This is a genomic window from Streptomyces sp. NPDC033178 (genome assembly GCF_055577685.1).
Genome location: NZ_JBVIPT010000040.1, coordinates 1 through 25023 on the forward strand (window position 1 = coordinate 1; position 25023 = coordinate 25023).

Consider the following 25023-nt stretch of genomic DNA (forward strand, 5'->3'; position numbering starts at 1 on the left):
CGATCAGCCACAACGAAGCCGCACCCGACAACACACCCCAACGGGGTCTGGGGCGGAGCCCCAGGGGACGGGAATGGGTAGGGGCGGCGGGGGCGGATCAAATGGTGTGCCAGGCCTCCAGCGCCAAGCCCGGCTCTTCCTTTCGGCGGGTCAGCAGGAGGTGACCGGTGGTCGGCTGGAGGGTGGCGGCCGTGACGCGGCCCTCGTGGTCGTGGCCCAACGACAGCTGGACGTCCGCGGGGAGTTGGGGACCGGACTCGGTCCACCAGGCCCCCGCCGACTCCCGCTCCGTCGGATACGCGGCGAAGGCGATCCGCCCACTCAAGGACCGCTGGGCGAGCAACGTGCAGTCGACACCGTCGAGCGTGCACCGGATCGCGGACACCGGCCCCGGCCCGGCACAGGTGAGGAGCGCCACGGGCTCACTCCCGGCCCGCCACGCGCACACCGTGTCCGACTCGTCCGTGAAGAAGAGCGTCACATGCTCCTCGGAGGTGGTGAGGGCCCGCAGCGTCCCCGGCCGCGCCGCCACCTTGAGCGGCTCCTCGTCGATCGCGGGGATGTGGCCAGGGCCCAGCTGGGTCCAGCGCAGGATGCCCGCAGGCGAGGCCGCGTACAGCTCGACGAGCCCGGACGCCCGGGTCACGGCCGCCAGTTCGCCCTCGACCTCACGGCCCTTGAGGTCACGCCACGGGCCCCAGCCGCCGCGTTCCTTCTGGCCGCGCATGCTGACGCCGCCACCCCTGTTGGGTACGAAGACATGGGCGCGGCCCTGTGCGTCGACCGTGACGGCCGGTACTCCGGTCGCCTCGCCCTTCTTGTTGGGATGCCCGAGGGGATTCCAGTCGAGGGCCGCGAGATGCGGCCGGAAGTGCGTGGCGTGGACGAGCCCCGACTCCTGCCCGCCGGTGGGACGCCAGGACACCAGATGGGCGTAACCGTCGGTTCCCTGCCCCACGGCGAGCGCGGGGTGGACACGCTGGTCGCCGCCGACCGTACGGGGCGCCGACCATGCGCCGCCCGGGTGCTGCTCGGCCCAGCACCACACCGCTTCCTCCCGCGGAGCGTAGGCGCCGAGTCTGCCGTCCCGGCCGCGTATGAGCCAGTCACCGTTCACTGTGCGGACCATTGACACTCCCCCACTCTAATCGGGTCGTGTGATCCCCCTCCGTGCGACCCTGGCCACATGGATGCCCCGCTGCTCGTGATCGTCGACGCCGCCAATGTGGTCGGGTCCGTGCCCGACGGCTGGTGGCGCGACCGCCGGGGCGCCGCGGAGCGCCTGCGGGACCTGCTCGTCCCGTACGCCGCCGACGGGCTGCCGGGGCACCCGGGGCCCCTGGAGCTGGTCCTCGTGGTCGAGGGAGGCGCTCGCGGCATCGCCTCCGTCCCGGGCGTACGGGTCGACGAGGCGCCCGGCAGCGGCGACGACCGCATCGTGGAGCTGTCCACCCAGGCCGCGGACCGCCCGCGCCTGGTGGTCACGGCCGACCGTGAACTGCGCCGCCGGGTGAGCGAGTTGGGCGCGGAGGTCACGGGCCCACGCACGGTCCGCCCCTAGCACTCCCGCGCCGCACGTGGTCGTCGCCCTCATCGCACGCGCCCGCGCACCGTCCCAGCCCCTGGGGGCCGCCTCACGGGCACGTACGGCACCGCCCCGTCAACCCCATGCCCACTTACTCGTACCGGGCCGTCAGGAGCCGCCGTGGCGACTGCGGTCGGCGCGCCGGCGCACGCGGTCCGGCCCCGCGGTCTCCGCCGGAGCGGGGGACGCACGGGGCCGGTTGATCGCGAGGGTCAGTCGATCGCGAAGGTCGGTCGGTCGCGAAGGTCGGTCGGTCGCGGAGGTCCGTTACTGGGTGTCTCCGCGCTGCGGCTTGATGACCTCGCCGATCGTGGCCTCCTCGCCACGTCCGAGACGGCTGTGGGAGCGGCCGTACAGGAAGTACACGAGGAAGCCGAGCGCCATCCAGATGCCGAACCGCAGCCAGGTTTCGGCGGGCAGGTTGAGCATCAGCCACAGCGAGGCGAGGACGGAGACGATCGGCAGGAACGGCACCAGCGGGGTACGGAAGGAGCGGTGCAGTTCGGGACGGGTGCGGCGGAGGATGATCACGCCGATCGCGACGACGACGAACGCGAACAGCGTGCCGATGTTGACCAGTTCGGCGAGCTCGCTCAGGCTGGTGAAGCCCGCGAGGATCGCGATGATCACGCCGAGCAGGATGGTCGGCCGGTGTGGGGTCTTGAAGCGCGGGTGGACCTGCGAGAAGAAGCGCGGCAGCAGTCCGTCGCGGCTCATCGCGAAGAAGACCCGGGTCTGGCCGAGGAGCAGGATCATGCAGACCGTCGTGAGGCCGACGGCGGCGCCGAAGCTGATGAAGCCCGCGAACCAGGGGTGCCCGGTGGCCTTGAACGCGTCGGCGAGCGGGGCGTCCACGGAGAGCTCGGTGTAGTGCTGCATACCGGTCACGACGATCGCCACCGCGACGTACAGCGTGGTGCAGATGATCAGTGAGCCGAGGATGCCGCGCGGCATGTCCCGCTGTGGGTTGCGGGTCTCCTCGGCGGCCGTGGCCACGACGTCGAAGCCGATGAAGGCGAAGAAGACGACGGAGGCGGCGGTGAAGATGCCCATCACGCCGAAGTTGGAGGGGGCCCAGCCGAACATCAGCTGGATGAGCGGGGATTGGAGATCGCCGCCCGCCGGCACCTCCTGCGCCTTCGGGATGAACGGGTCGTAGTTGTCGCCCACGATGAAGAAGGCACCGGCGATGATCACGACCAGGACGACGGTGACCTTGATGGCGACGACGACCGCGGTGATCCGGGCGGAGAGCTTCATGCCGATCACGAGGATGCCGGTGAGCACCAGCACGAGGGCGGCGGCGAGGATGTCGAAACCGAAGCCGTCGGCCCCCTCTCTCCCGCTGAGCGCCGCCGGCAGCTGCCAGCCCGCGTTGTCCAGCAGCGAGGCGATGTAGCCCGACCAGCCGACGGCGACCACCGCCGTGCCGAGCGCGAACTCCAGCACGAGGTCCCAGCCGATGATCCAGGCGGGCAGCTCCCCGAGCGAGGCGTACGAGAACGTGTACGCGGAGCCGGCCACCGGAACCGTGGAGGCGAACTCGGCGTAGCAGAGCGCGGCGAGCGCGCAGACGACCCCGGCGACGACGAAGGCCAGGGCTACGGCGGGACCGGCGTTGTTCTTGGCGACCGTGCCGGTCAGGACGAAGATGCCGGTGCCGATGATGACACCGACGCCGAAGACGGTCAGATCCAGCGCGGACAGGGATTTCTTGAGCGCGTGCTCTGGCTCCTCGGTATCGAGGATGGACTGTTCGACCTTCTTCGTCCTGAAGAGGGTGCTGCTCACGGCGTACCTCCCACGCTTGTCGTCCTCGACATGATCGAGAGGGGGCGTGGTCCGTATGCCCCGGCGCGGCAGGTTTCACGCTAATGGGCCGGTTTCACCACCGTAAAGGGTGTGGAAACCGGCCCATTGAGCCCTGTTCAGTCGCGGGCGGACTCCACCGTGGCGTGGGCCTGCTCGGTGGGGGTCCCCCCGCTCGACCGAAGCCGAGAGTGGGGGAGGCCGTCGAGCTTGGAGACGAGGCCGGTGACCTGCCGGGCGATGTCCGGTGCGGTCAGTCCGATCTCGGCCAGCACCTCCTTGCGGGAGGCGTGGTCGAGGAAGCGGGGCGGGATGCCGAAGTCGCGCAGCGGTACGTCCACGCCCGCGTCGCGCAGGGCCTGGGCGACGGCGGAACCGACGCCGCCGACGCGGGAGTTGTCCTCGACGGTGACGACCACGCGGTGCTGCTCGGCGAGCGGGGCCATGGCCTCGTCGACGGGCTTGACCCAGCGCGGGTCGACGACGGTCGTGGAGATGCCCTGCTTGTCGAGGAGGCCGGCGATCTCCAGGCACATCGGGGCGAGGGCGCCGACGGAGACGAGCAGCACGTCCGGGGCGTCGGTGCCCGGCTCGCGCAGGACGTCCATGCCGCCGATCCGGCCCACGGCGGGTACGGCGGGACCGACCGCGCCCTTGGAGAAGCGGACCACGGTCGGCGCGTCGGTGACCTCGACCGCCTCGCGGAGCTGGGCGCGGACCTGGTCGGCGTCGCGCGGGGCGGCCAGCCGCAGCCCGGGGACGACCTGGAGGATCGACATGTCCCACATGCCGTTGTGCGAGGCGCCGTCGGTGCCGGTGATGCCGGCCCGGTCGAGGACGAAGGTGACTCCGCACTTGTGCAGGGCCACGTCCATCAGGACCTGGTCGAAGGCGCGGTTGAGGAACGTCGCGTACACGGCGAAGACGGGGTGCAGGCCGCCGGTCGCGAGACCGGCCGCGGAGACCGCCGCGTGCTGCTCGGCGATGCCGACGTCGTACACCCGGTCCGGGAAGGCCTTGGCGAACTTGTCGAGGCCGACCGGCTGGAGCATGGCGGCCGTGATGGCGACGACGTCCTCGCGCTCCTTGCCGAGCTTGACCATCTCCTCGCCGAACACGGACGTCCAGTCGGCGCCGGAGGAGGCGATCGGCAGGCCCGTGTCGGGGTGGATCTTGCCGACGGCGTGGAAACGGTCCGCCTCGTCCTGGAGGGCGGGCTGGTAGCCGCGGCCCTTCTCGGTGAGGCAGTGCACGATGACGGGGCCGCCGAAGCGCTTGGCGCGGACGAGCGCGGACTCCAGGGCCTCGATGTCGTGGCCGTCGATGGGGCCGACGTACTTCAGGCCCAGATCCTCGAACATGCCCTGCGGGGCGATGAAGTCCTTGAGGCCCTTCTTGGCGCCGTGCAGGGTTTCGTAGAGCGGCTTTCCGACGACGGGCGTGCGCTCCAGGATGTCCTTGCCCCGGGCCAGGAAGCGCTCGTAGCCGTCGGTGGTGCGCAGGGTCGCCAGGTGGTTGGCGAGGCCGCCGATCGTGGGGGCGTACGACCGCTCGTTGTCGTTGACGACGATGACGAGCGGGCGGTCCTTGGCGTCGGCGATGTTGTTGAGCGCCTCCCAGGCCATGCCGCCGGTGAGGGCTCCGTCACCGATGACGGCGACGACGTGGTCCTCTTTCCGGAGGACCTCGTTGGCTTTCGCGAGGCCGTCGGCCCAGCCGAGGACCGTGGAGGCGTGCGAGTTCTCGATGACGTCGTGCTCGGACTCCGCCTGCGAGGGGTAGCCGGACAGGCCGCCCTTCATCTTCAGCTTCGAGAAGTCCTGGCGGCCCGTGAGCAGCTTGTGCACATAGGACTGGTGCCCCGTGTCCCAGAGGATTCTGTCCTTCGGGGACTCGAAGACGCGGTGCAGCGCGATGGTGAGCTCCACGACACCGAGGTTCGGGCCGAGGTGGCCGCCGGTCTTGGAGACCTCTTCGACGAGGAAGGTCCGGATCTCGCCTGCCAGCTGGTCCAGCTGCTCCAGGCTGAGCCGGTCCAGATCGCGCGGTCCCCTGATGCGGGTCAGCAGCGGCACCCGTGCCTCCTTGCAGTAGAGCTGATCGAGCTTTCGCCGGGTCTGTCGAGTCTAATGTTCCGCCTTTCACGGCGGCGGCCGGGCTGTGCGTCGTACGTCACGCGTTCGGCCGTAAAACATCTCGCCCACGGCTCCCGCCACCAAACGCACCAGGACAGACGAAAGTGCCCGACACCGCCATTGGTGTCGGGCACTTGTCCGAAAGGGGCTCCGCCCCTCAGGGGCGCGGTGCCGAACCGCTACGCGCGACCGGCGGTCTTCTGCGTCTTCCGGGTGATCGAGTCGATGACGACCGTGGCCAGAAGCACACCGCCAGTGATCATGTACTGAACCGGCGTGGCGATGCCCTCAAGGGCCAGCCCGTACTGGATCGACGTGATCACCATGACACCGAGGAGCGCGTTCCACGTACGCCCGCGCCCACCGAAGAGGCTGGTGCCACCGATGACCGCCGCCGCGATGACGTTCATAAGAAGGTCACCCGCACCGGCGCTCTGGTTGGCCGCCGCGATCTTCGAGGCCCAGAACAGGCCGCCCACCGCGGCGAAGAAGCCCGCGATGGCGAAGACCGAGATCCGTACCGCCGTGACGTTGATACCGGCACGACGGGACGCCTCGACGCTGCCGCCGAGCGCGAAGATCTTACGGCCGTAGGTCGTGCGGCGCAGCACGAAGTCCGTGATCACCAGGACCAGGACGAACAGCAGCAGCGCCAGGGGCAGACCCTTGTACTGGTTGAACATGACCGCCGCGGCGAAGGCGACGACCGCGAGGATCGCGGTGCGCACCACGATGTCGATGAGCGGCCGGGCCGGGATGCCCGCCGCCTCGCGACGGCGGCTGTCCAGGAACGAGGTGACGAAGAACAGCGCCACCGCGACCACCGCGAGCCCGTAGGCGGCCGCGACGTCCGAGAAGTAGTACGTGGTCAGCTTGCCGACCACGCCGTCGCCGTCGAGGTTGATCGTGCCGTTCTCGCCCAGGATCTGGAGCATGAAGCCGAGCCAGAACAGCAGGCCGGCCAGCGTGACCGCGAACGCGGGCGCGCCGATCCTGGCGAAGAAGAAGCCGTGGATCGCGCCGATGGCCGCGCCGCTGGCGAGGGCGATGAGGACCGACAGCCACTCGTTGACGCCGTTCGTGACGCTGAGCACGGCGGCGATGGCGCCCGCCACACCGCTGACCGAGCCGACCGACAGGTCGATCTCGCCGAGCAGCAGCACGAAGATGATGCCGACGGACATCATGCCGGTGGCGACCATCGCGACGGCGATGTTGTTGAGGTTCTCGGCCGAGAGGAAGGCCGAGTTGAGGCTCTGGAAGATGACGCAGATGACGATCAGACCGACGACGACCGGGATCGAGCCCAGGTCACCGGCACGCATCTTGCGCTTGAACTCGTCGAGGTAACCGGCGAAGCCCCGCTCGCGCACCAGCAGCCTGGGGTCGACGGCGACGTCGGCGCCCGCGGCGGCCTCGGGGTTCTCGACGACGTGGTCCTCGGGAGTGGCGGAGGTCTTGTCGATGCTCACTTCTGAGCCTCCCCGTTGCTGCGCGCCGCACGACGGGTCACGGCGTTGTCCGTGGCACCGGTGATGGCGGAGATGATCTCTTCCTGCGAGGTGGTCTTGACCTCGAACACGCCGTTGTTGCGGCCGAGCCGGAGCACGGCCACCTTGTCGGCGACGGCCTTGACGTCGGCCATGTTGTGGCTGATGAGCAGCACCGCGTGGCCGCGCTCGCGCAGCCGCTCGACCAGGTCGAGGACCTGGGCGGTCTGCTCGACACCGAGGGCCGCGGTGGGCTCGTCGAGGATGACCAGCTTGGGCGCGCCGAGCATGGAGCGGGCGATGGCCACCGTCTGGCGCTGACCGCCGGAGAGCGAGGCGATCGGGATGCGCACGCTGGGGATGCGGATCGACAGCGTCTGGAGCAGCTCGCGGGAGCGGCGCTCCATCTCGACCTCGTCCAGGATGCCGCGCTTCTTCAGCTCACGGCCCAGGTAGAGGTTGCCGACGACGTCGATGTTGTCGCACAGCGCGAGGTCCTGGTAGACGGTCGCGATGCCCAGGTGCTGGGCGTCGTGCGGCTTGTTGATCTGGACGGTCTTGCCGTCCCATTCGATGACGCCCTCATCGATGGGGTGCACGCCGGCGATCGTCTTCACCAGCGTGGATTTTCCGGCGCCGTTGTCGCCGACAAGGGCGACCACCTCGCCGGCGTGGACCTCGAGCTCTACGTCGGTGAGCGCCTGGACGGCACCGAACCGCTTCGAGACCCCGCGCAACGCCAGGACAGGCGTAGCGGACACGTTAACCATCTCCTTCGCCGCCTGACCCGGCGGGAGGTTGTGCAGAAGAATTGGGGGAGGGAGGAAGGATTCCGTCCGGCGCCCCGCCCTAGCTTGCGGGGCTGGTGGTTGCGGGGCGCCGGAGGAGCTTCTGGTGCGCGAGCCCCGGACGGGATTCCCTGCGGGAATCAAGCCTCGTACGGGAATCCGATGGCGAATTCCCGTACGCGGTGAGGGACTTGCGTGTGACTACTCGAGACCGATCTTGGTGCAGGCGGCCTTGAACTTCGCCGTGCAGATCTCGTCGAGCGTGTAGATGCCGTCCTTGATGACGGTGTCGTTGATGTTGTCCTTGGTCAGCGACACGACGGGGACGAGCACCGACGGGACGCCCTTGGTGGTCGGGCTGTCGACCGAGTCCTTGGCGATGGAGTCGAGCTTCTCACCCTTGGCGAGGGCGACGGCCATCTCCGCGGCGACGTCCGCCTCCTGCGGGTAGGGCTTGTAGACGCTCATGTACTGCTCACCGGAGACGATGCGCTGCACACCCGCGAGCTCGGCGTCCTGGCCGGTGACCGGCGGGAGCGGGGAGACGTCCGCGGCCTTCAGGGCCGTGATGATGCCGCCCGCCATGCCGTCGTTGGCGGAGTAGACGCCGACAATGTTGTTCTTGCCGATCGCGGAGATCGCGCCTTCCATGTTGGCGTTGGCGTTCTCCGGCTTCCACTCCTTGGTGTCGTACGACTTCGCGATGTCGACCTTGCCCTCGAGCTCGGACAGCGCGCCCTTCTTGAAGAGGGCGGCGTTCGGGTCGGTGACCGCGCCGTTCATCATGACGATCTTCGCGGAGGGCTTCGCCTTGTCGCCCAGGGCCGTCAGAAGCGCCTTGCCCTGGACGCGGCCGACCTCTTCGTTGTCGAAGGAGGTGTAGGCGTCGATCGGGCCCTCGGCCAGACGGTCGTACGCGACGACGGGGATGCCGGCGTCCTTGGCCTTCTTCACGCCGTTGGCGATGGCCTTGGAGTCCACCGCGTCCACGATCAGCACGTCCACCTTGTTGGTGATCATCGTGTCGACCTGCTGGGACTGCGTGGTGGCGTCCTGCTTGGCGTTGGCGTAGACGATCTCGCCCTTGTTGTTCGTGAGCTCCTTGACCTTCTTCTCGATCAAGGGCTTGTCGAACTTCTCGTACCGCGCGGTCTGGTTCTCCGGAAGGAGGAGGCCGACCTTGATGGCGTCACCCTTGGCCGCGGACTTCGTGCTGTCACTGTCGCCGGCCTCGTCGGCACTGCCACAGGCAGCCAGCGAGACAGCCATCGCACCTGCGGCAACAGCAAAGGCGGCGCGACGCATACGCGTATTCACTTCAGAAACCTCCCTGACGAGGCCGCGACGTTGCGGCCGAGGTGGCTGGAAGTCAACTCGGCCACAAGTGCGACGTCAAGAAGTAAATCCTTAACGAGATGGCAACGGTGCCATCCGTTCTCTAAGTGAAGGCAGGCGTGGCCGTGGTGAGCGAGCCGTCCAAAAGGGTTGAATCGCCCATCTCGCTGAGTGCGAGAGCGAGCGCCCCGAGGACCTCCGCCCGGCCGCCAAGTGCCCCTGGCAGAACGGATAGTTGACGTGCCGCACTGGGGATCGCATAGCGGCCGACGGACTCCCTTATGGGCCCGAGCACGAGCTCTCCGGCCTCGGCGAGATCACCGCCGAGAACCACCCGGCTCGGGTTGAGCAGGTTGCAGAGATTGGCGACTCCACTGCCGATGTGTCGGCCGACGTCGGCGATCACCCGACGGCAGCCAGGGTCTCCGTCCCTCGCCAGTCGTACGACACCTTCCATGGTCAGGTCCGTGCCGTGGCTGGACTGCAGGAGCGGCAGCACATAGCGCGCCGCCGCGAAGGTCTCCAGACAGCCCCGGTTGCCGCAGCGACAGACCGGGCCTGACTCATCAAGAGTAATATGCCCGATTTCTCCCGCTGTGCCACCCGGGCCGCGATAGATCTTGCCGCTGATCACGAGTCCGGCACCCACACCGCTCGCGACCTTGATGTACGCCAGGTCCCGTACGCCCCGGCCGCTCCCCCAGACGAGTTCGCCGAGGGCTCCCAGGTTGGCGTCGTTGTCGACGTGCACGGGCACCCCGAGCCGTCCGCCCAGCTCTTCGGCGGGTTTGGTGCCGGTCCAGCCCGGCAGGATCGCGGTGGAGCCGAGCGTCCCGGACTCCACGTCGATCGGCCCCGGCACGCCGAGCCCGACGCCCGCGATCTTCGTACGGTCCACACCGGTGGCCGCGATCAGGCGGTTGACCAGCTGTTCAGCCCGGTCGAAGCCCTGTGCGGCGGAGGCGTCCACGTCGAGCGGCTCGGACTCCTCGGCGAGGACCTGATGGGCGAGGTTGCCGACCGCGACGCGCAGATGCGTGTGCCCGAAGTCGACGCCGATCACGATGCCGGCGTCGCCGCTGAGACTGACGCTGCGAGCCCTTCGGCCGCCCGCCGAGGTGGGGGTGACCTCGACCGTCCCGCCGTCCTTCAGCTCCCGAACGATGTTGGAGACCGTGGCCGCGGACAAACCCGTCGTCCTCGCGATCTCGGCCTGCGTGAGCGACCCGGCCAGGCGCACCGCACGTACGACCCGTTCGAGATTGGCTCGGTGCAGCGACGACTGCGACCCCGGAGTCTCCACGACGACCTCCTGCGTACGGGGTCGCCTCAGTGAGACCCCGTCTATGTCCAACTAGTGAACTCTAAGCTGAGCCGTTTGGGTTGCCTCCCGTCAAGAGGTTGAGCAAGAGAGGGGCGCGCCCGCGCCCGCACACACAAGGGTGGCCCCGGCTCCAATCCGGGACCACCCTCGCAAACCGAACCGACGGCCGAACCGTTACTTGAGCGCGCCCGCGGTGAGACCCTGGACGACCTGGCGCTGGAAGACGATGTACGCCGCGAGCACCGGCAGCATCGCCATCACGAGGCCGGCGAAGAGGCCGGACCAGTCACCTTTGTAGCCCTGGCTGACGGCCAGTTGGACGAGCCCCTGGGTGAGTACCTTGTTGTCCGGCTCGGTGTTGAGCACGGTCGGCAGCATGTACTGGTTCCACTGGCCCAGGAAGTTGAAGATGGTGATGCTGATCAGGCCGGGCTTGGCCATCGGCAGCATCACCTGGAAGAACGTCCTGGTGTGCGAGGCGCCGTCCACGAAGGCCGCCTCGGCCACCGAGGACGGCAGCGTGCGGAAGAAGGCCGTCATGAAGAACACGGTGAACGGCAACGAGTAGCCGATGTAGACCAGGATCAGTCCGGGCAGCGTGTTCAGCAGCGCGAGGTTCTGCATGACGTAGAAGAGCGGGACCAGCGCCAGGATGATCGGGAAGCTCATTCCTCCGATGAAGAGGAAGTAGATGAAGCGGTTCCCGGGGAACTCGAAGCGCGCGAGGACGTAGGCCGCCATGGAGCCCAGCAGCATGGTGCCGAGGAGCGAGAACCCCACCACGATGATCGTGTTGAGGAAGTAGTCGCTCATGTTCGCCTCGGTCCAGGCGCGCGACCAGTTGTCGAAGTGCAGCGAGTCGGGCAGCGCCCAGGGCGAGCTGAAGATCTCCTTGTCCGTCTTGAACGAGGTCATCACCGCCCAGAGCAGCGGCAGCACGACCATGAACGCCCAGAGGATGAGCATGCCGTGCGAGAAGATGTTGAGGGTCCTGCCCTCGGTGGCCTTCTCCCGCGGCCCGGGCGCCGACGTCGTCTTCATGACGGGCGGCCTCTCCCCGGTGGTGTCGGCGGGAGGCATGTCGGTCGTCTTCACTCGTGGCCTCCTCGCGGCTCGGTCAGCTCGGTCTGCATCAGTACTCCAGCCGATCGCGCCGGCCCAGCTTCATGACGACGGCCACGAACAGCAGCGTCACGACGAGCAGGGCGACACCGATCGTCGTCGCGTAGGCGGCCTGACCGTCGCGGAACGCCTTCTGGTAGACGTACAGCGGCAGGACGGTCGTCGAGTAGTCGGGACCACCGCCGTTCGGGCCAACGGTCATGATCTGCACGACCGCGAAGGCCTCGGCGCCGAGCGCCAGGATGCCCACATAGGCCCAGCCCGACTGCACGGTGTCCCAGAGGAGTGGCAGGGTGATCTTGAAGAATGTCGTGAGGCGGTTTGCGCCGTCCAGCAGCGCCGCCTCGTAGTAGTCCTTGGGAATGGAGGCCATTCCCGCGGAGAAGAGCACCACGAAGAAACCGACGGTGCACCAGACGAGTACCGCGAAAACGCACCAGAGGGCGAGATCGGGGTCACCGAGCCAGTCGGGCTGGACGCTGTCCAGTCCGATCGCCTTCAGGGCGGAGTTGATCGCACCGCTGTTGGGGTTGTAGGCGAACTGGAACAGCAGCGCGACGATGGCGATCGACAGCACCTGCGGAAAGAAGTAGACCACCTTGTAGAAGGCGGAGCCGCGGACACCGGCGATCGCGGCATTCTTCCGGCGCCGTCCGCCGACATTGAGCATGAAGGCGAAGAACAGCGCCATGGTGAGGGTCACCAAAGGCAGCAGCACGACCAGCATCACGCTGTGCTGCAACGACTTCCAGAAGACCTCGTCATCGAGCAGACGCGTGTAGTTCTTGAAGCCCACCATCTTGAACTCGGGGCTCAGACCGCTCCAGTCCGTGAACGAATAGTAGATGGACTGGATGAAAGGCCAGATCACGAAGAGGCCGTAGATGGCCAGGGGGGCCGTCAAGAACCCCACGATGAAACGGTATTTGCCGTGTTGCATTCCTACCGACCCGATCTTCCCGCGGGGGCTGCCGTCGACGCCGCACTTCGAGAGCCGGGGCCCCGGTCACCGCCCGGGGCCCCGGCCTCGCTCACTGGTGCTTGTAGTGCTGGATGTTGTCGTCCTTGGCAGCCTCGTCGGCATAGCCCTGGATCTTCTTGATGGCCTCTGCCGGGGTGAGCCGCCCCGCCATCATCTCGCCGAGGCCGCCGACACCGATCTTCTCCTTCTGCAACGCCACGTACCAGTCCTGGATGCGCGGGTTGACCACGTTGGTGCCGGCCTTCTCCAGGGCCGCGACACCGGACTTCAGACCCGGCGTCAGCTCGATGCCGTCGGTGCCGCCGTTGAACGCGGTCAGCGACTTGACGGACGCCGTGAAGTTCTTCGACGAGGCCTCGCTGAGCATGATGCGCAGCTGCTCCATGCCGCCGTCCGTGTTCTTGGCCTTGGCGGGGACGATGAAGGGCTCGCCGCCGGACGCCCAGATGGTGCCGAAGGGCATCTTGTCCGAGCTGTCGATGCCGCTGGGCGCGTTCACCGCGAGGTTGAAGTCCTTCGGCATGGTCTTCGCCGCCTCGTTCTCCACCCAGGAGCCGTTCGGGATGAAGAGTGCCTTGCCCTCGGTCCAGGCCGTCTGGGACTGGATGTGGTCCAGACCCGGCGTGCCCTTGAGGATGTAGCCCTTCTTGTAGAGCTCGTAGTACGCCTCGAAGCAGGTCTTGACCGCGGGGTGCTTCCAGGCGTTCGGCTCCAGGTTGTCGATGGCGTCGAGGACCTCGACACCGCCGACCTTGGCGATCATCGGGTAGAGCGAGAAGGGGATGTAGTACGGGTGCTTGCCCGCGTACGTCCAGCCCGCGACGCCCTGCTTCTTCGCCTTGGCGCAGACCGCGAGCATGTCGTCCCAGGTCTCCGGGTACGTGGCGTCGAGGGACTCCAGCGCCTTCTGGGAGTACCACACGCCGTAGACGGTGTACGCGTAGTACATGATCCAGACCGGGTCGCCGTCGAACTGGCCCATCTCGACGATGCCGGGGCGCAGAGTGTCCCGGACCTTCTTGGCCGGGTCGTCGACGGACGGCGCGTCCAGCAGCGGGGTGAGGTCCGAGAGCTGCTTCTTGCCCACGAGGACGCCCATGTCCATCTGCTCGGCACCCGAGTTGTCGATCAGGTCCGGCGGAGTTCCCTGGTTGAAGCGCGGCTGCAGGACCGACTGGATCTTCTGGGTCGAGGAGAACTTGACCTTGGCCTTGGGGAAGTTCTTCTCGTAGATCGCCTTGGCGTCCTCGGCGTACTTCGTGCCGAAACCGCCGTCGAAGATGACGATCTCCAGCGGCGCGCTCTCATTGACGGCGAGGGGGTTCTCCTTGGTCTTCTTGCCCTTGTCGACCTTTTCCTCACTGCCGCTGTCACCGCTGGCACAGGCCGACAGGAAACTCATCGTGGGTACGGAAATCAGGCCGAGCGCAGCGGTCCGCTTGATCAGATCGCGGCGGCCGACGCCCTCACGGTTGTTGTGGGCGGAAGTGGATCCCATGCTCAAGTCCTCGCCTTCATCAGGACTCAGGCGGTGAACCGGACCCTCCCCGGCACCGCGGTCGGTACTGCATTACCCGGGGGTCAACCCCCGGACCCCCGGCAGGAAAAGCAGGTCGGACGGCTTGCCCGGCGCTTTCCGCGGGGGGACGTAGAGCTGGATCGTGCGTGGAATACCGGGATCGGCGGGAATACGCGGCAGTCGCTGATCGCCACGCCCCCTTCTTCTCCCTGGCCTGTGCCTGTCCGCGGCCCGTCGAACGACTGGGCGGACGCCGACAGGTATAGTCCACTTCCCGCCAGCGGAGCAAGATCGAATGCACAGTTGGCCGACACTCTTTCCCGAAGTGAGACCTCGCGGAAATATCAGCTGCCCACAGGCCCCGCCGCACAGCGGGTGATCAGGGAACGATCGGCGGCCGAACAGGAACCCGACAGGTGAGCCCGTGGATGGACCATCGGGCGGACTGTCGTCATTACCCCCGTACGCCACGTTCAACACCCTTGACATCCCTGACCACTTGACTCCCTACTGGACCTGCGCAGCAAATATGACAACGTTGTCCAGGCGCACGTGACAGGGAGGGTGCTGGCGCATGCACCACAGATCTCGGCAAGGATCTCCGCACAGATCTCGGATCAGGGCACGGCACGGATGGGGTTCCACGGCGGTCCTCGGAGCGACCGCCTTCGCGCTGGTGGTGGCCTCGCAGGGCGCCGCCGTCGCCCGTCCGGCCGAAGCCGCCGCCGCGGACCGGGAGTTCGGTTCCTCCTTCGAGGCGGGTGAACCCGCACCCGACTGGCTGAATACAGTCGATACCGCGCCCGATGGTTCGAAGCGTTCGTCGGGTGTCGACGGCGGCTTCAGCACCGGTATTCCCGGCAATGTGACCGAGCACGTCACGGACGTCGGCGCGAGCGGCGAGAACTCGGGCTCGGGCGAGGTGAAGGAGAACCTCGTCGATGTCGAGCCCGGCACCAAATGGCTCACGTTCGCGCCCACCGGCTGGGTGGAGTTCGAGCTGGACGCCCCGGTCAAGCTGGTGACGTACGCACTCACGTCGGCCAACGACCACGACGAGCGCGACCCGGTCGACTGGACCTTCCAGGGGTCCACGGACGGCAAGGACTGGAAGACCCTCGACACGCGCACCGGCGAGTCCTTCGGCGAGCGCTTCCAGACGAAGTCGTACGACCTCGCGGAGCCCGCGGAGTACCAGCACTTCCGGCTCGACATCACCAAGAACAACGGTGCCTCGGACGCCCTGCAACTCGCCGACGTGCAGTTCTCGACGGGCGGCGGCGCGGAGCCGACGCCCAAGGACATGCTCTCGCTGGTGGACCGCGGCCCGAGCGGCTCCCCGACCGCGAAGTCCGGCGCGGGCTTCACGGGCAAGAAGGCCCTCCGGTACGCGGGCACGCACAAGGCGGACGGCCGCGCCTACTCGTACAACAAGGTCTTCGACGTGAACGTGGCCGTGGGCCGCGACACCGAGCTGGCGTACCGGGTCTTCCCGTCGATGGCGGACGGCGACCGGGACTACGACGCCACGAACGTCTCGGTGGACCTGGCGTTCACGGACGGCACCTATCTGAGTGACCTGCGGGCCCAGGACCAGCACGGGTTCGCGCTGACTCCGCAGGGCCAGGGCGCGTCGAAGGTGCTGTACGTCAACCAGTGGAACAACGTCGTCTCGCGGATCGGCTCGGTCGCGGCCGGCCGGACGGTCGACCGGATCCTGGTCGCGTACGACTCCCCGAAGGGGCCTGCGAAGTTCCGCGGCTGGCTGGACGACGTGAACCTCAGCGTGAAGAAGCCCGAGAAGCCGAAGGCGCATCTCTCGGACTACGCGTCCACCACGCGCGGCACCAACTCCAGCGGCGGCTTCTCGCGCGGCAACAACTTCCCGGCGACGGCCGTGCCGCACGGCTTCAACTTCTGGACGCCGGTGACGAACGCGGGTTCACTCAGCTGGCTCTACGACTACGCCCGCGCGAACAACTCGGACAATCTGCCGACCATACAGGCGTTCAGCGCGAGTCATGAGCCGAGCCCCTGGATGGGCGACCGGCAGACCTTCCAGGTGATGCCGTCGGCCGCGTCCGGCACCCCGGAGACGGGCCGCACCGCCCGCGCGCTGCCCTTCAAGCACGAGAACGAGACGGCACGCCCGTACTACTACGGGGTGCGGTTCGAGAACGGCCTGAAGACGGAGATGGCGCCGACGGACCACGCGGCGGCCATGCGCTTCACCTACCCCGGCGACGACGCGAGCGTCGTCTTCGACAACGTCACCGACCAGGCGGGCCTCACCCTCAACAAGGAGAACGGGACCTTCACGGGCTACTCGGACGTGAAGTCCGGCCTGTCGACGGGCGCGACCCGCCTCTTCGTGTACGGGGTCTTCGACGCGGAGGTCGCCGAGGGCAGCTCCTCCGGTGTGAAGGGCTATCTGAAGTTCAAGGCGGGCGAGGACCGCACGGTCACACTCCGCCTGGCCACGTCCCTGATCAGCATCGACCAGGCCAAGGACAACCTCCGTCAGGAGATCCCGGACGGCACGTCCTTCGACGCGGTCAAGTCGCGCGCCCAGAAGCAGTGGGACAAGATCCTCGGCAAGGTCGAGGTCGAGGGCGCGACGCCGGACCAGCTGACGACCCTGTACTCCAGCCTCTACCGGCTGTACCTGTACCCCAACTCCGGCTTCGAGAAGGTCGGTTCGAAGTACCAGTACGCCTCGCCGTTCTCGCCGATGCCGGGACCGGACACCCCGACGCACACCGGCGCGAAGATCGTCGACGGCAAGGTGTACGTCAACAACGGGTTCTGGGACACCTATCGGACGACCTGGCCGGCCTACTCGCTCCTGACGCCCGGTCAGGCCGGTGAGATGGTCGACGGGTTCGTGCAGCAGTACAAGGACGGCGGCTGGACCTCGCGCTGGTCCTCGCCCGGTTACGCGGACCTGATGACCGGCACCTCGTCGGACGTGGCGTTCGCGGACGCGTACGTGAAGGGGGTCGACTTCGACGCGAAGTCGGCGTACGACGCGGCGGTCAAGAACGCCACCGTCGTGCCGCCCTCCTCGGGCGTGGGCCGCAAGGGCATGGCGACCTCGCCGTTCCTCGGCTACACGAGCACCGACACGCACGAGGGCCTGTCCTGGGCGCTTGAGGGCTACCTCAACGACTACGGCATCTCGAAGATGGGCCAGGCCCTCTACAAGAAGACGGGCGAGAAGCGCTACAAGGAGGAGGCCGAGTACTTCCTCAACCGCGCCCAGGACTACGTGAACCTCTTCGACGACAAGGCCGACTTCTTCCAGGGCCGTGACGCCAAGGGCGACTGGCGGGTCGAGTCGTCCAAGTACGACCCGAGGGTGTGGGGTTACGACTACACCGAGACGAACGGCTGGGGCTACGCCTTCACCGCGCCCCAGGACTCCCGCGGCCTCGCCAACCTGTACGGAGGCCGCTCCGGGCTCGCGGAGAAGCTCGACACGTACTTCGCGACACCCGAGACCGCCTCGCCCGAGTTCGTCGGCTCGTACGGGGGCGTCATCCACGAGATGACCGAGGCGCGTGACGTACGGATGGGCATGTACGGGCACTCCAACCAGGTCGCCCACCACGTGAACTACATGTACAACGCGGCGAGTCAGCCCTGGAAGACGCAGAAGAACGTCCGCGAGGTGCTGTCCCGGCTCTACACCGGCAGCGAGATCGGGCAGGGCTACCACGGCGACGAGGACAACGGCGAGCAGTCGGCCTGGTTCCTCTTCTCCGCGCTCGGCTTCTACCCGCTGGTGATGGGCAGCGGCGAATACGCCGTCGGCTCACCGCTGTTCACCAAGGCGACCGTGCACCTGGAGAACGGCCGGGAGCTGGTCGTGAAGGCCCCGAAGAACAGCGCGAAGAACGTCTACGTGCAGGGCCTGAAGGTCAACGGCAAGGCCTGGAAGTCGACTTCCCTCCCCCACTCGATCATCTCCCGTGGCGGAGTGCTGGAGTTCGACATGGGGTCGAAGCCGTCCTCGTGGGGCACCGGGAAGAACGCGGCGCCCGTCTCGATCACGCAGGACGACAAGGTGCCGTCGCCCCGCAGCGATGTCATCAAGGGCGAGGGCGAGTTGTTCGACAACACCTCGGCGACGAACGCGACCGTCGAGTCCGTCGATCTGCCGACCGCCGACCGGGCCAAGGCCGTTCAGTACACGCTGACTTCGGCCGAGCGCTCCAAGGCTCCGCAGGGCTGGGTCCTGCAGGGCTCGTCCGACGGGACCACGTGGAAGGACCTCGACAAGCGGTCCGGTCAGTCCTTCACCTGGGACCGGCAGACACGGGCGTTCTCGGTCTCGGCGCCCGGGTCGTACACCAAGTACCGGCTGGTCCTCGACGGTGAGGCGACGCTGTCGGAGGTGGAACTGCTGAGCTGACGCACGGCACGCTCGGCAAAGCAGCATGCACGGCGCACACGGCACCGGTTACGGCAGGACGGTAACCGGTGCCGTGTCGTTGGCGGGGTCGGGGTCCCGGCGGTCGGAATCGCGGGCGTCCGTCACCCGCACGCTGCCCTCGCCCGGACCGCCGAGGCGGAGCCTGAAGTCGAAGGTACGCGTCTTGCCCGCTTCCAGCCCGCTTCCCACGGAGCAGGAGTACGTGCCCTTGTCGAGGTCGCAGTAGGGCTCGTACACGTCCTCGTCGATGGCCTCCATGGGCTGCTTCACCACGGTGGCGCTCTCCGGCGGGGTGAACAGCAGTGTCGTGCTCCCGGGGTTGGCGGGCCCGTTGTTGCGGACCTTCAGACGCACGGTGTGCTCGCTGCCGCGCCCGCCGCTCACCTCGACGGGGAAGACCTCGAAGTCGGCGTACGTGTCCACCTGCACGTCACTCCACACGTCGCCGCCGGCGAACGTCCCCTTCAGGTCGGAACCCTTCGCGGTCGCGGTCGTCAGCCTGAGGCCGTCGCCGCGGTCGCCGCCCTCGGGCACCACGCTGTACTTGGCGGGGCCCATGTCGAGGGCCCATGCCTGCTGGCGGAACGAGGAGTACATCTCCGTCTTGGCGACGTCCAGTGCCAGGGCCGGGCGGAGGACGACCGCCTGCCCGGGCGGTATGCGCACGCCGGGGAACTCGCACATCGCGAGGGAGCCCTTCTGCGGCTCCGGGTAACGGCAGTTGCCGTACCGCTGCTTGAAGCGCAGGCCCGTGCCGACGGAGAGTTGCAGGCCGACTCCGCGCACGGGCACCTCCCCGGTGTTGCGGACCACGACGGGCGTGCTGAGGACGGAGCCGGGCCCGACGTCCTTGAACACCTTCGTCGTCCGCACCTTCACCACGGGCTCGCCGACGACGACCCGGGTGCGGGCGCTGAGCTTCTTCCCCTTCTTGGTGGTGAAGCTGAAACGAACCGTTCCGCTGTCGCCCGGCCTGCTGCCCGGGGCGGCGTACGGATAGACGCGGTCGATGTCGGACCAGCTGTCGTAGGCGCCGCTCACCTTGCAGACGACCCGGGTGTCGGTCCCGGCGCACCTGGGGTTCTTCTTGCGGATGTCCGAGATCTTGAGCCGTACCGCCTGCTCGGACCCTGTGACGTCCACCGTGAGCCGGTGGTCCTGCGTTCCGACGCGGCTCCTGGCCTTCACGTCCTCGGCCTGGACGTGGAAGGGCACCTTGTTCGTCGGACCGGACTTGTCCCCGGGCGGCCGGAGATAGAACTGGTCCGGCACCGCGATCCACGACTTCTTCGCGGCGCCGGTTCCTGTGCCGCATCCGGCGAGTCCGCCCAGCAGCATCACCAGTGCCAGGCAGACGGCTGCGGGCCGCAGCACTGTCACTCGCGCGCGCATGGCTCGTCCCCCGGGGCGTTCGTCGGAATCGCACACGCTACCGCCTCCGCCGGTTGGAGCACCGACGGAGGCGGATTGCCCTGCAGGGAAGCGGCCTTACCTTGCTGGGAAGCGAATTACCTTGCAGGGAAAGGGAGTTCAGTTCACTGCGACGGTGAACACATGCAGGTCCGCGTTGTCGGGCAGCTTCACGCTCCTGATCGTCCTGCCGGCCGGCGCCTCGAACGGCTTCGTGGCGAAGACGTACGTGGCGACCGGGTCCTTGTCGGCGCCCGCGACGTTCCGGTACGCGGTCCGGGCGACGACCTCGTTGCCGTACTGGACGGTGCCGCCTCCGCCGCCGACGGTCCAGTCGGTGAAGGAGAGGTCGATGGAATCGGTGGTGCCGTCGTCATACGTGACGGTCGCCCGCGTCTGCTGGTTGCCGTTGACCGCGCTGCCGAGGAAGCTCAACTTGGCTGCCGGTGCGGGTAGTTCGATGGTCTGGCCGGTCGCCGAGGCGTTGTCCGGACGGCCCGACGGGGAACCCGGCCAGGTGTAGTCGAGACCGTTCACCGAACCCTGCCCGCCCGGGGTGAGACCGGCAGCGGCGAGTGCCTGACGCGAGTAGCTCCAGCCGCCACCGTCGTAGTCGCCCTCTGAGTGGTCGCCGGTGTCGTCCGTGGTCCCGGTGTTGTTGTACGCGGCGAGCAGTGAGCCGGGCGCCGCGACGGTGAGGGCGACGGGCTGGTCGTACGAGGTGTCGCTGTCGCCGGACGTCACGCTGACCTTGACGTCGTAGAAGCCCTGCTCGGCGTCCTCGTCCGCGGCCAGCGTGATCTCCTGGGCCCCGTCCGTGACCGTTCCCTCGGCGGGAGTCGCCCGGACGCCTTCGGGGGTCTCGACGCGGAATCGCACCTCGGGCCCGGTGCCGCCGCTCAGCGCGAGCGCGCGGATGTCGAGCTTCGTGCTGCCGCCGGGGGCGACCGTAGCCGTGGTCGGGCCGACACCGATCTGGTACGGCTGTTCCCCGTCGCGGAAGGACGGCGGGGCGTCCTCGGCGCCGCTCCCCCAGGCGCGGTTCGGGGTCCCGGCGAGGGTGTAGTCGAGCGTGCCACCGTCGCGCACGAAGGAGGCGGGCAGCCAAGGCCGGTTGCTGGTACGGCCGTTGACCTTCAACGACTGGACATACGGCGAGTCCGCCGCCGCGCCCTCGGCCCGGATGTCGATGTCGTTGCCGTTCGGGCGGGAGATGTGGGCCCTCGGGAACAGCGGTGAGCCCAGGACGAGTTCGGCCCGCGACGGCACCTGCGGATACATGCCGAGCGCGGAGAAGACGTACCAGGACGACATCGCGCCGAGGTCGTCGTTGCCGGGGATCCCGGCGGGCTCGGTGGACCACAGCTTGCCCATCGCGGCCCGCACGGTCTCCTGGGTCTTGTGGGGCGCGCCCGCGTACGCGTACAGGTAGGGGACGTTGATGGACGGCTCGTTGTCCAGTTCGGACTTGTCGCCGCCGCTGCCGGTGAAGGCCCAACTGCCGTCGGCGTTGTGGAAGAAGGAGTCCAGGCGCTCAACCGCCTTGTCCTGCCCGCCCATCGCGGCGAAGAGGCCCGCCGGGTTGTGCTGGACCATCCAGGTGTACTGGGCCGCCGTGCCCTCGACGAATCCGTTGCCGGTGGCCGGGGTGAAGCCGGTGACCCAGCTGCCGTCCGCCTTGCGGTTCGCGATGTAGCCGCCGGTGGGGTCGGCCGCGATGTTGAAGTTGTTCTGCCACCACTGGGCGCGCCGGGTGAAGGTCTCAGCGGTCTTCTTCTCCCCGGCTGCGGTGGCGAGTTGGGCGAGGGCGAAGTCGGCGCCCGACATCTCCAGGGTCTCGGCGGCGCCGCCCCAGGCGTTGGACACGGACGGCATGTAGTGCTTCGCCAAGTACTTGTCGAGGGACGGGCGTTGGCCGACGGACATGATGGGCTTCCCGGCCGGGCTCAGATCGAGACCGGTCGGTACGGTGGCCGCCTTCACCAGCGAGTCGAGCGCGCCGCGCAGGTCGAAGTCCCGTCCGCCGAAGGCCCTGATGCCCGCCAGGGTCGCCGGTGCCGGGTCTCCGTTCATGACGTGGGTGCCGCTCGCACCGTGCAGCCAGCGGTCCCAGACACCGCCGTTCTGGCGGGCCAGTTCGAGCAGCGACTGAGCGATGTCGGAGCCGGTGCGCGGGTCGAGCAGGGTGAGCAGCTGGACCTGGGAACGGTAGACGTCCCAGCCGGAGTAGGTGCCGTACTGGGCCCGGTGGCCCGTGCCCACCCTGTGCACCTGGCCGTCGGCGCCTCTGTATCTGCGGTCGGCGTCGCTGATGACGTTCGGGTGCAGGAGGGAGTGGTAGAGCGCGGTGTAGAAGGTGGTGCGCTCGTCGTCGGTGCCGCCGCCGACCCTGACGGCGGAGAGGCGGTCGCGCCAGGCCTTCCGCGCGGCGTCCTGGACGTCGTCGAAGGAGCGGCGGGGCGGGTTCTCGGCGGCGAGGTTGGCCTCGGCGCCTGCCCGGCTGACGTACGAGATGCCGACCTTGACGTTCACCGGGTCGGTGCCGGGCTCGAACTCCACGTATCCGCCCGCGCCCTTGCCCGCGACCGGCCGGCCGTTGGTGCCGAATCCGCCGGTGCCGCCGCTCGCCTCGGTGGCGCCGGGGTTCAGCTTGTCGTCCTGCCAGGTGCTGGTGGCCTTGAAGGCGCGGTCGAAGCGGGCCGTGAAGTGGAGGGTGTAGTAGTCGCGTTGGCCCTCCGGGTCGAGGTAGCCGCAGAAGTTGCCGGACGTGACGGAACCCGAGACCGTACGGGCCTTGGGGTCGATGCGCACGTCCGAAGTCGTGGAGCCCACCTCGGAGTTGGCGGTACGGATCAGCAGCGAGGCCGGTTTGCCGACGGGGTAGGTGAAGCGGCCCGAGCCCGTGCGGGCGGTCGCCGTGAGGTCCGCGGTGACGCCGGAGGAGAGACCGACCTTGTAGTGGCCCGGTTCGGCGGTCTCGTCGGCGTGCTTGAAGTCCGCCGCGTACACCGCGTCCTTGGTGTCGCTCGCCGGGGACGAGGTGACCTCGCCCGCGTACGGGAAGAACGGGATGTCACCGCTGCCGCCCGCACAGCCCGTGCCGGACATGTGAGTGAGGCTGAAGCCGCGGATACGGGTCGCGTCGTACTGGTAGCCGCCGGGCGCGGCCGTGCGGGTCGCGTCGCCGCGGGTGTTCTCGGGGCTCCAGGAGAGCATGCCGAACGGCACGACGGCGCCCGGGAAGACATTGCCGCCGTTCCTGGTGCCGATGAGGGGGTCGACGTACGGGGTGGGGTCCTGGACGAGCGCCGGTCCCGGTGGGGGTGCGGCCACGGCCGGGGTTGCTCCGCTGCCGACGGCCATGGCGGCGGCAAGAGCAACGGCGGGAAGCACGGATGACGGACGGAAACGCATGACGCGGCCCCTCCTCCTTCGGACGGGTCGCGCACCACGGGTCGCACAAGCCGCAGGGACAGTAGCGTGCCGCACCTGTACCACGGAAGAGCGCCTGCCGGCGGAGGGGCGCGCACGGCCGACACTCGGACGGCTCAAGGCCCAACAGGTTTGACAGCGTTGTCTGTTGGAGGAGTAGAGTCTCGGCCAGACCATTCGACAACGTTGTCGCGTCCTCTGGTCCGCACAAGCCATGTTCCATCCGGGCAGACCTTCCCCCGAACCTGCCCGGCTCGCGGACCCGGTGGATTACGGCCACCGGGTCCGCCCCGAGCACGTGGTGTCCGAGCAGGTGGTGTGACGGGTTCGCCGGCCCTGATCAGCCCGGCCGACAGGCGAGGGCGGTCGCCGCATCACCCCCGGACCCCTGGACGACGTACCCGAACGAGGCGCTCTCGCCCGGATCGAGCGACCCGTTCCAGTCGGCGTTGTGGACCATCACGTTCTGACCGCTGTACGTGGCGTTGCCACTCCAGAGGCTGGCGACGGACTGGCCGCCCGGCAGTGTCCAGTCGACCATCCAGCCCAGCATCGGCACCTCGCCGGTGTTGGTGACGGTGACCTCGGACTGGTAGCCGCCGGACCAACTGCCCGTCGTACGGCGGGTGGCGGAGCAGGCGCCGGGCGGGGGCTCGGTCGGGTTGCCCGGGTCGTGGATGCCCGTCACCTCTCCGTTGCCGCCGTCGAAGACGACGTCGGAGCAGGAGTAGAAGGTCTCCGCGCTGTCCGAGCGCTGCCAGACCATGTAGATCAGATGGCGGCCCGACTTGCCCGAGGGAAGTTTGCCGGACCAGGAGTAGTTCGCCTCGACCGTGCCCGGGGAGCCGTTGAGCGGCGGGTGGTCGACGCTCAGGAACGGCTGTGCCTCCATGTCGTTCCAGGTGAGCGTTTTGGTCGGGTCGAAGCCGTCCTTGGAGATGTACACGTAGAACCAACCCGGGTGCGCGGCCCAGGCGTTGTAGGAGAAGTCGACGGTCGCGCCCGAGGTCAGATGGGTCAACGGCCAGTCGGCGCTCGGGGAGTTGAAACCCGTGAAGTTGGTGTTGCCGCCGCTGCACAGCTCACCGTCGGGCACGAAGCCGCGGGTGCGGCCCGCGCCGTCGGAGCGGAGCACCGAGAACCAGTTGTAGAACGGGGTCGTGCCGCTGACCTGCTGCGCCTTCTTGCAGGCCGGGTTGATCGGCTTGATCTCACCGGTGTCGGTGAGCCCGTCCTGCCAACACAGGAAGGTGCGGCTGCCGGGCTTCATGGGGGTGCCGTGGGCCTTCGCCTCGCCGCCGGCCGAGACGACCAGACCGAGCGCCGGGATCGTGACGACCAGGGCCAGCAGGATGAGGAGGAGGGCTCTGCCGCGGGCGGGGAGCGGTAATCGCCGTGGGGGGCGCGGGGTGGGCGGGGTGGGCGGGGATGTTGTCAGGATCATGACAGATCTGTCCGTCCCTTCGTTCATGGGCCGTGCCGGTGTCGGGTGATGTCCGTGTGCGGATGCGCGAGATGGGAGCGAGCCCTGGGCGGGTTCCGGTCCACCGATGTGGGAGCGCTCCCATCCCACGTGGTTTTGACGCTAGCGCGGACCTCTGCACCTGTAAACGCCTGACGCAAGGGGGTTGCACCCGGGTGGGTGCGGCCCTCGCGA

The 25023-nt window shown here is 68.3% G+C and carries 15 protein-coding genes; 2 read left to right on the forward strand and 13 right to left on the reverse strand.

The features are described 5' to 3' along the window. Positions 1-97 precede the first annotated feature (97 nt). Positions 98-1117 carry a PLL family lectin gene (locus tag ACZ5VQ_RS48455; protein ID WP_469110629.1) on the reverse strand — a complete coding sequence of 340 codons (1020 nt, stop codon included), beginning with the start codon at positions 1115-1117 and terminating at the stop codon, positions 98-100. A gap of 69 nt (positions 1118-1186) precedes the next feature. On the opposite strand from ACZ5VQ_RS48455, the gene ACZ5VQ_RS48460 reads away from it, so the two are divergent. Continuing rightward, positions 1187-1561: a PIN domain-containing protein gene (locus ACZ5VQ_RS48460; protein WP_469110613.1), complete on the forward strand. Its 375-nt coding sequence runs from the start codon at positions 1187-1189 to the stop codon at positions 1559-1561. Positions 1562-1852: 291 nt separating this feature from the next. Here the strand turns inward: ACZ5VQ_RS48460 and ACZ5VQ_RS48465 are convergent, their stop codons facing one another. From ACZ5VQ_RS48465 to ngcE, 9 genes are all read right to left on the reverse strand, one after another. Further along, positions 1853-3376: an amino acid permease gene (locus ACZ5VQ_RS48465; RefSeq protein WP_469110614.1), complete on the reverse strand. Its 1524-nt coding sequence runs from the start codon at positions 3374-3376 to the stop codon at positions 1853-1855. Positions 3377-3513: 137 nt separating this feature from the next. Next, a complete protein-coding gene (gene dxs, locus ACZ5VQ_RS48470; RefSeq protein ID WP_362085726.1) occupies positions 3514-5469 on the reverse strand; it encodes a 1-deoxy-D-xylulose-5-phosphate synthase in 1956 nt (651 codons plus the stop codon). A gap of 239 nt (positions 5470-5708) precedes the next feature. Next, positions 5709-7001 (reverse strand): sugar ABC transporter permease, encoded by a 1293-nt coding sequence (locus tag ACZ5VQ_RS48475; protein WP_469110615.1) that lies wholly within the window; start codon positions 6999-7001, stop codon positions 5709-5711. After that, complete coding sequence (locus tag ACZ5VQ_RS48480; protein WP_200395366.1) at positions 6998-7789, reverse strand: ATP-binding cassette domain-containing protein; 792 nt, start codon at positions 7787-7789, stop codon at positions 6998-7000. Before ACZ5VQ_RS48480 ends, ACZ5VQ_RS48475 begins: the two co-directional genes overlap by 4 nt. 219 nt (positions 7790-8008) lie before the next feature. Further along, complete coding sequence (locus ACZ5VQ_RS48485) at positions 8009-9112, reverse strand: substrate-binding domain-containing protein (RefSeq protein WP_362085750.1); 1104 nt, start codon at positions 9110-9112, stop codon at positions 8009-8011. Positions 9113-9245: 133 nt separating this feature from the next. Next, a complete protein-coding gene (locus ACZ5VQ_RS48490) occupies positions 9246-10445 on the reverse strand; it encodes an ROK family transcriptional regulator (protein WP_055614337.1) in 1200 nt (399 codons plus the stop codon). A 195-nt stretch (positions 10446-10640) separates the two neighbouring features. Further along, on the reverse strand, positions 10641-11561 hold the full coding sequence (locus ACZ5VQ_RS48495; protein ID WP_469110616.1) for a carbohydrate ABC transporter permease: 921 nt from the start codon (positions 11559-11561) through the stop codon (positions 10641-10643). Between the two features lie 37 nt (positions 11562-11598). Further along, positions 11599-12528: a carbohydrate ABC transporter permease gene (locus ACZ5VQ_RS48500; protein WP_469110617.1), complete on the reverse strand. Its 930-nt coding sequence runs from the start codon at positions 12526-12528 to the stop codon at positions 11599-11601. 91 nt (positions 12529-12619) lie between these two features. Further along, positions 12620-14068: an N-acetylglucosamine/diacetylchitobiose ABC transporter substrate-binding protein gene (gene ngcE / locus ACZ5VQ_RS48505; RefSeq protein WP_469110618.1), complete on the reverse strand. Its 1449-nt coding sequence runs from the start codon at positions 14066-14068 to the stop codon at positions 12620-12622. A gap of 595 nt (positions 14069-14663) precedes the next feature. Between ngcE and ACZ5VQ_RS48510 the strand changes: the two genes are divergently transcribed. After that, positions 14664-18503 carry a GH92 family glycosyl hydrolase gene (locus tag ACZ5VQ_RS48510; RefSeq protein WP_469110619.1) on the forward strand — a complete coding sequence of 1280 codons (3840 nt, stop codon included), beginning with the start codon at positions 14664-14666 and terminating at the stop codon, positions 18501-18503. Between the two features lie 48 nt (positions 18504-18551). Here the strand turns inward: ACZ5VQ_RS48510 and ACZ5VQ_RS48515 are convergent, their stop codons facing one another. From ACZ5VQ_RS48515 to ACZ5VQ_RS48525, 3 genes are all read right to left on the reverse strand, one after another. Next, positions 18552-19916, reverse strand: a complete 1365-nt coding sequence (locus ACZ5VQ_RS48515; RefSeq protein WP_469110620.1) for a COG1361 family protein — start codon at positions 19914-19916, stop codon at positions 18552-18554. 138 nt (positions 19917-20054) lie between these two features. Then, complete coding sequence (locus tag ACZ5VQ_RS48520; RefSeq protein ID WP_469110621.1) at positions 20055-23348, reverse strand: GH92 family glycosyl hydrolase; 3294 nt, start codon at positions 23346-23348, stop codon at positions 20055-20057. A 358-nt stretch (positions 23349-23706) separates the two neighbouring features. After that, on the reverse strand, positions 23707-24810 hold the full coding sequence (locus ACZ5VQ_RS48525) for a lytic polysaccharide monooxygenase auxiliary activity family 9 protein (RefSeq protein WP_469110622.1): 1104 nt from the start codon (positions 24808-24810) through the stop codon (positions 23707-23709). Between the last annotated feature and the right edge of the window lie 213 nt (positions 24811-25023).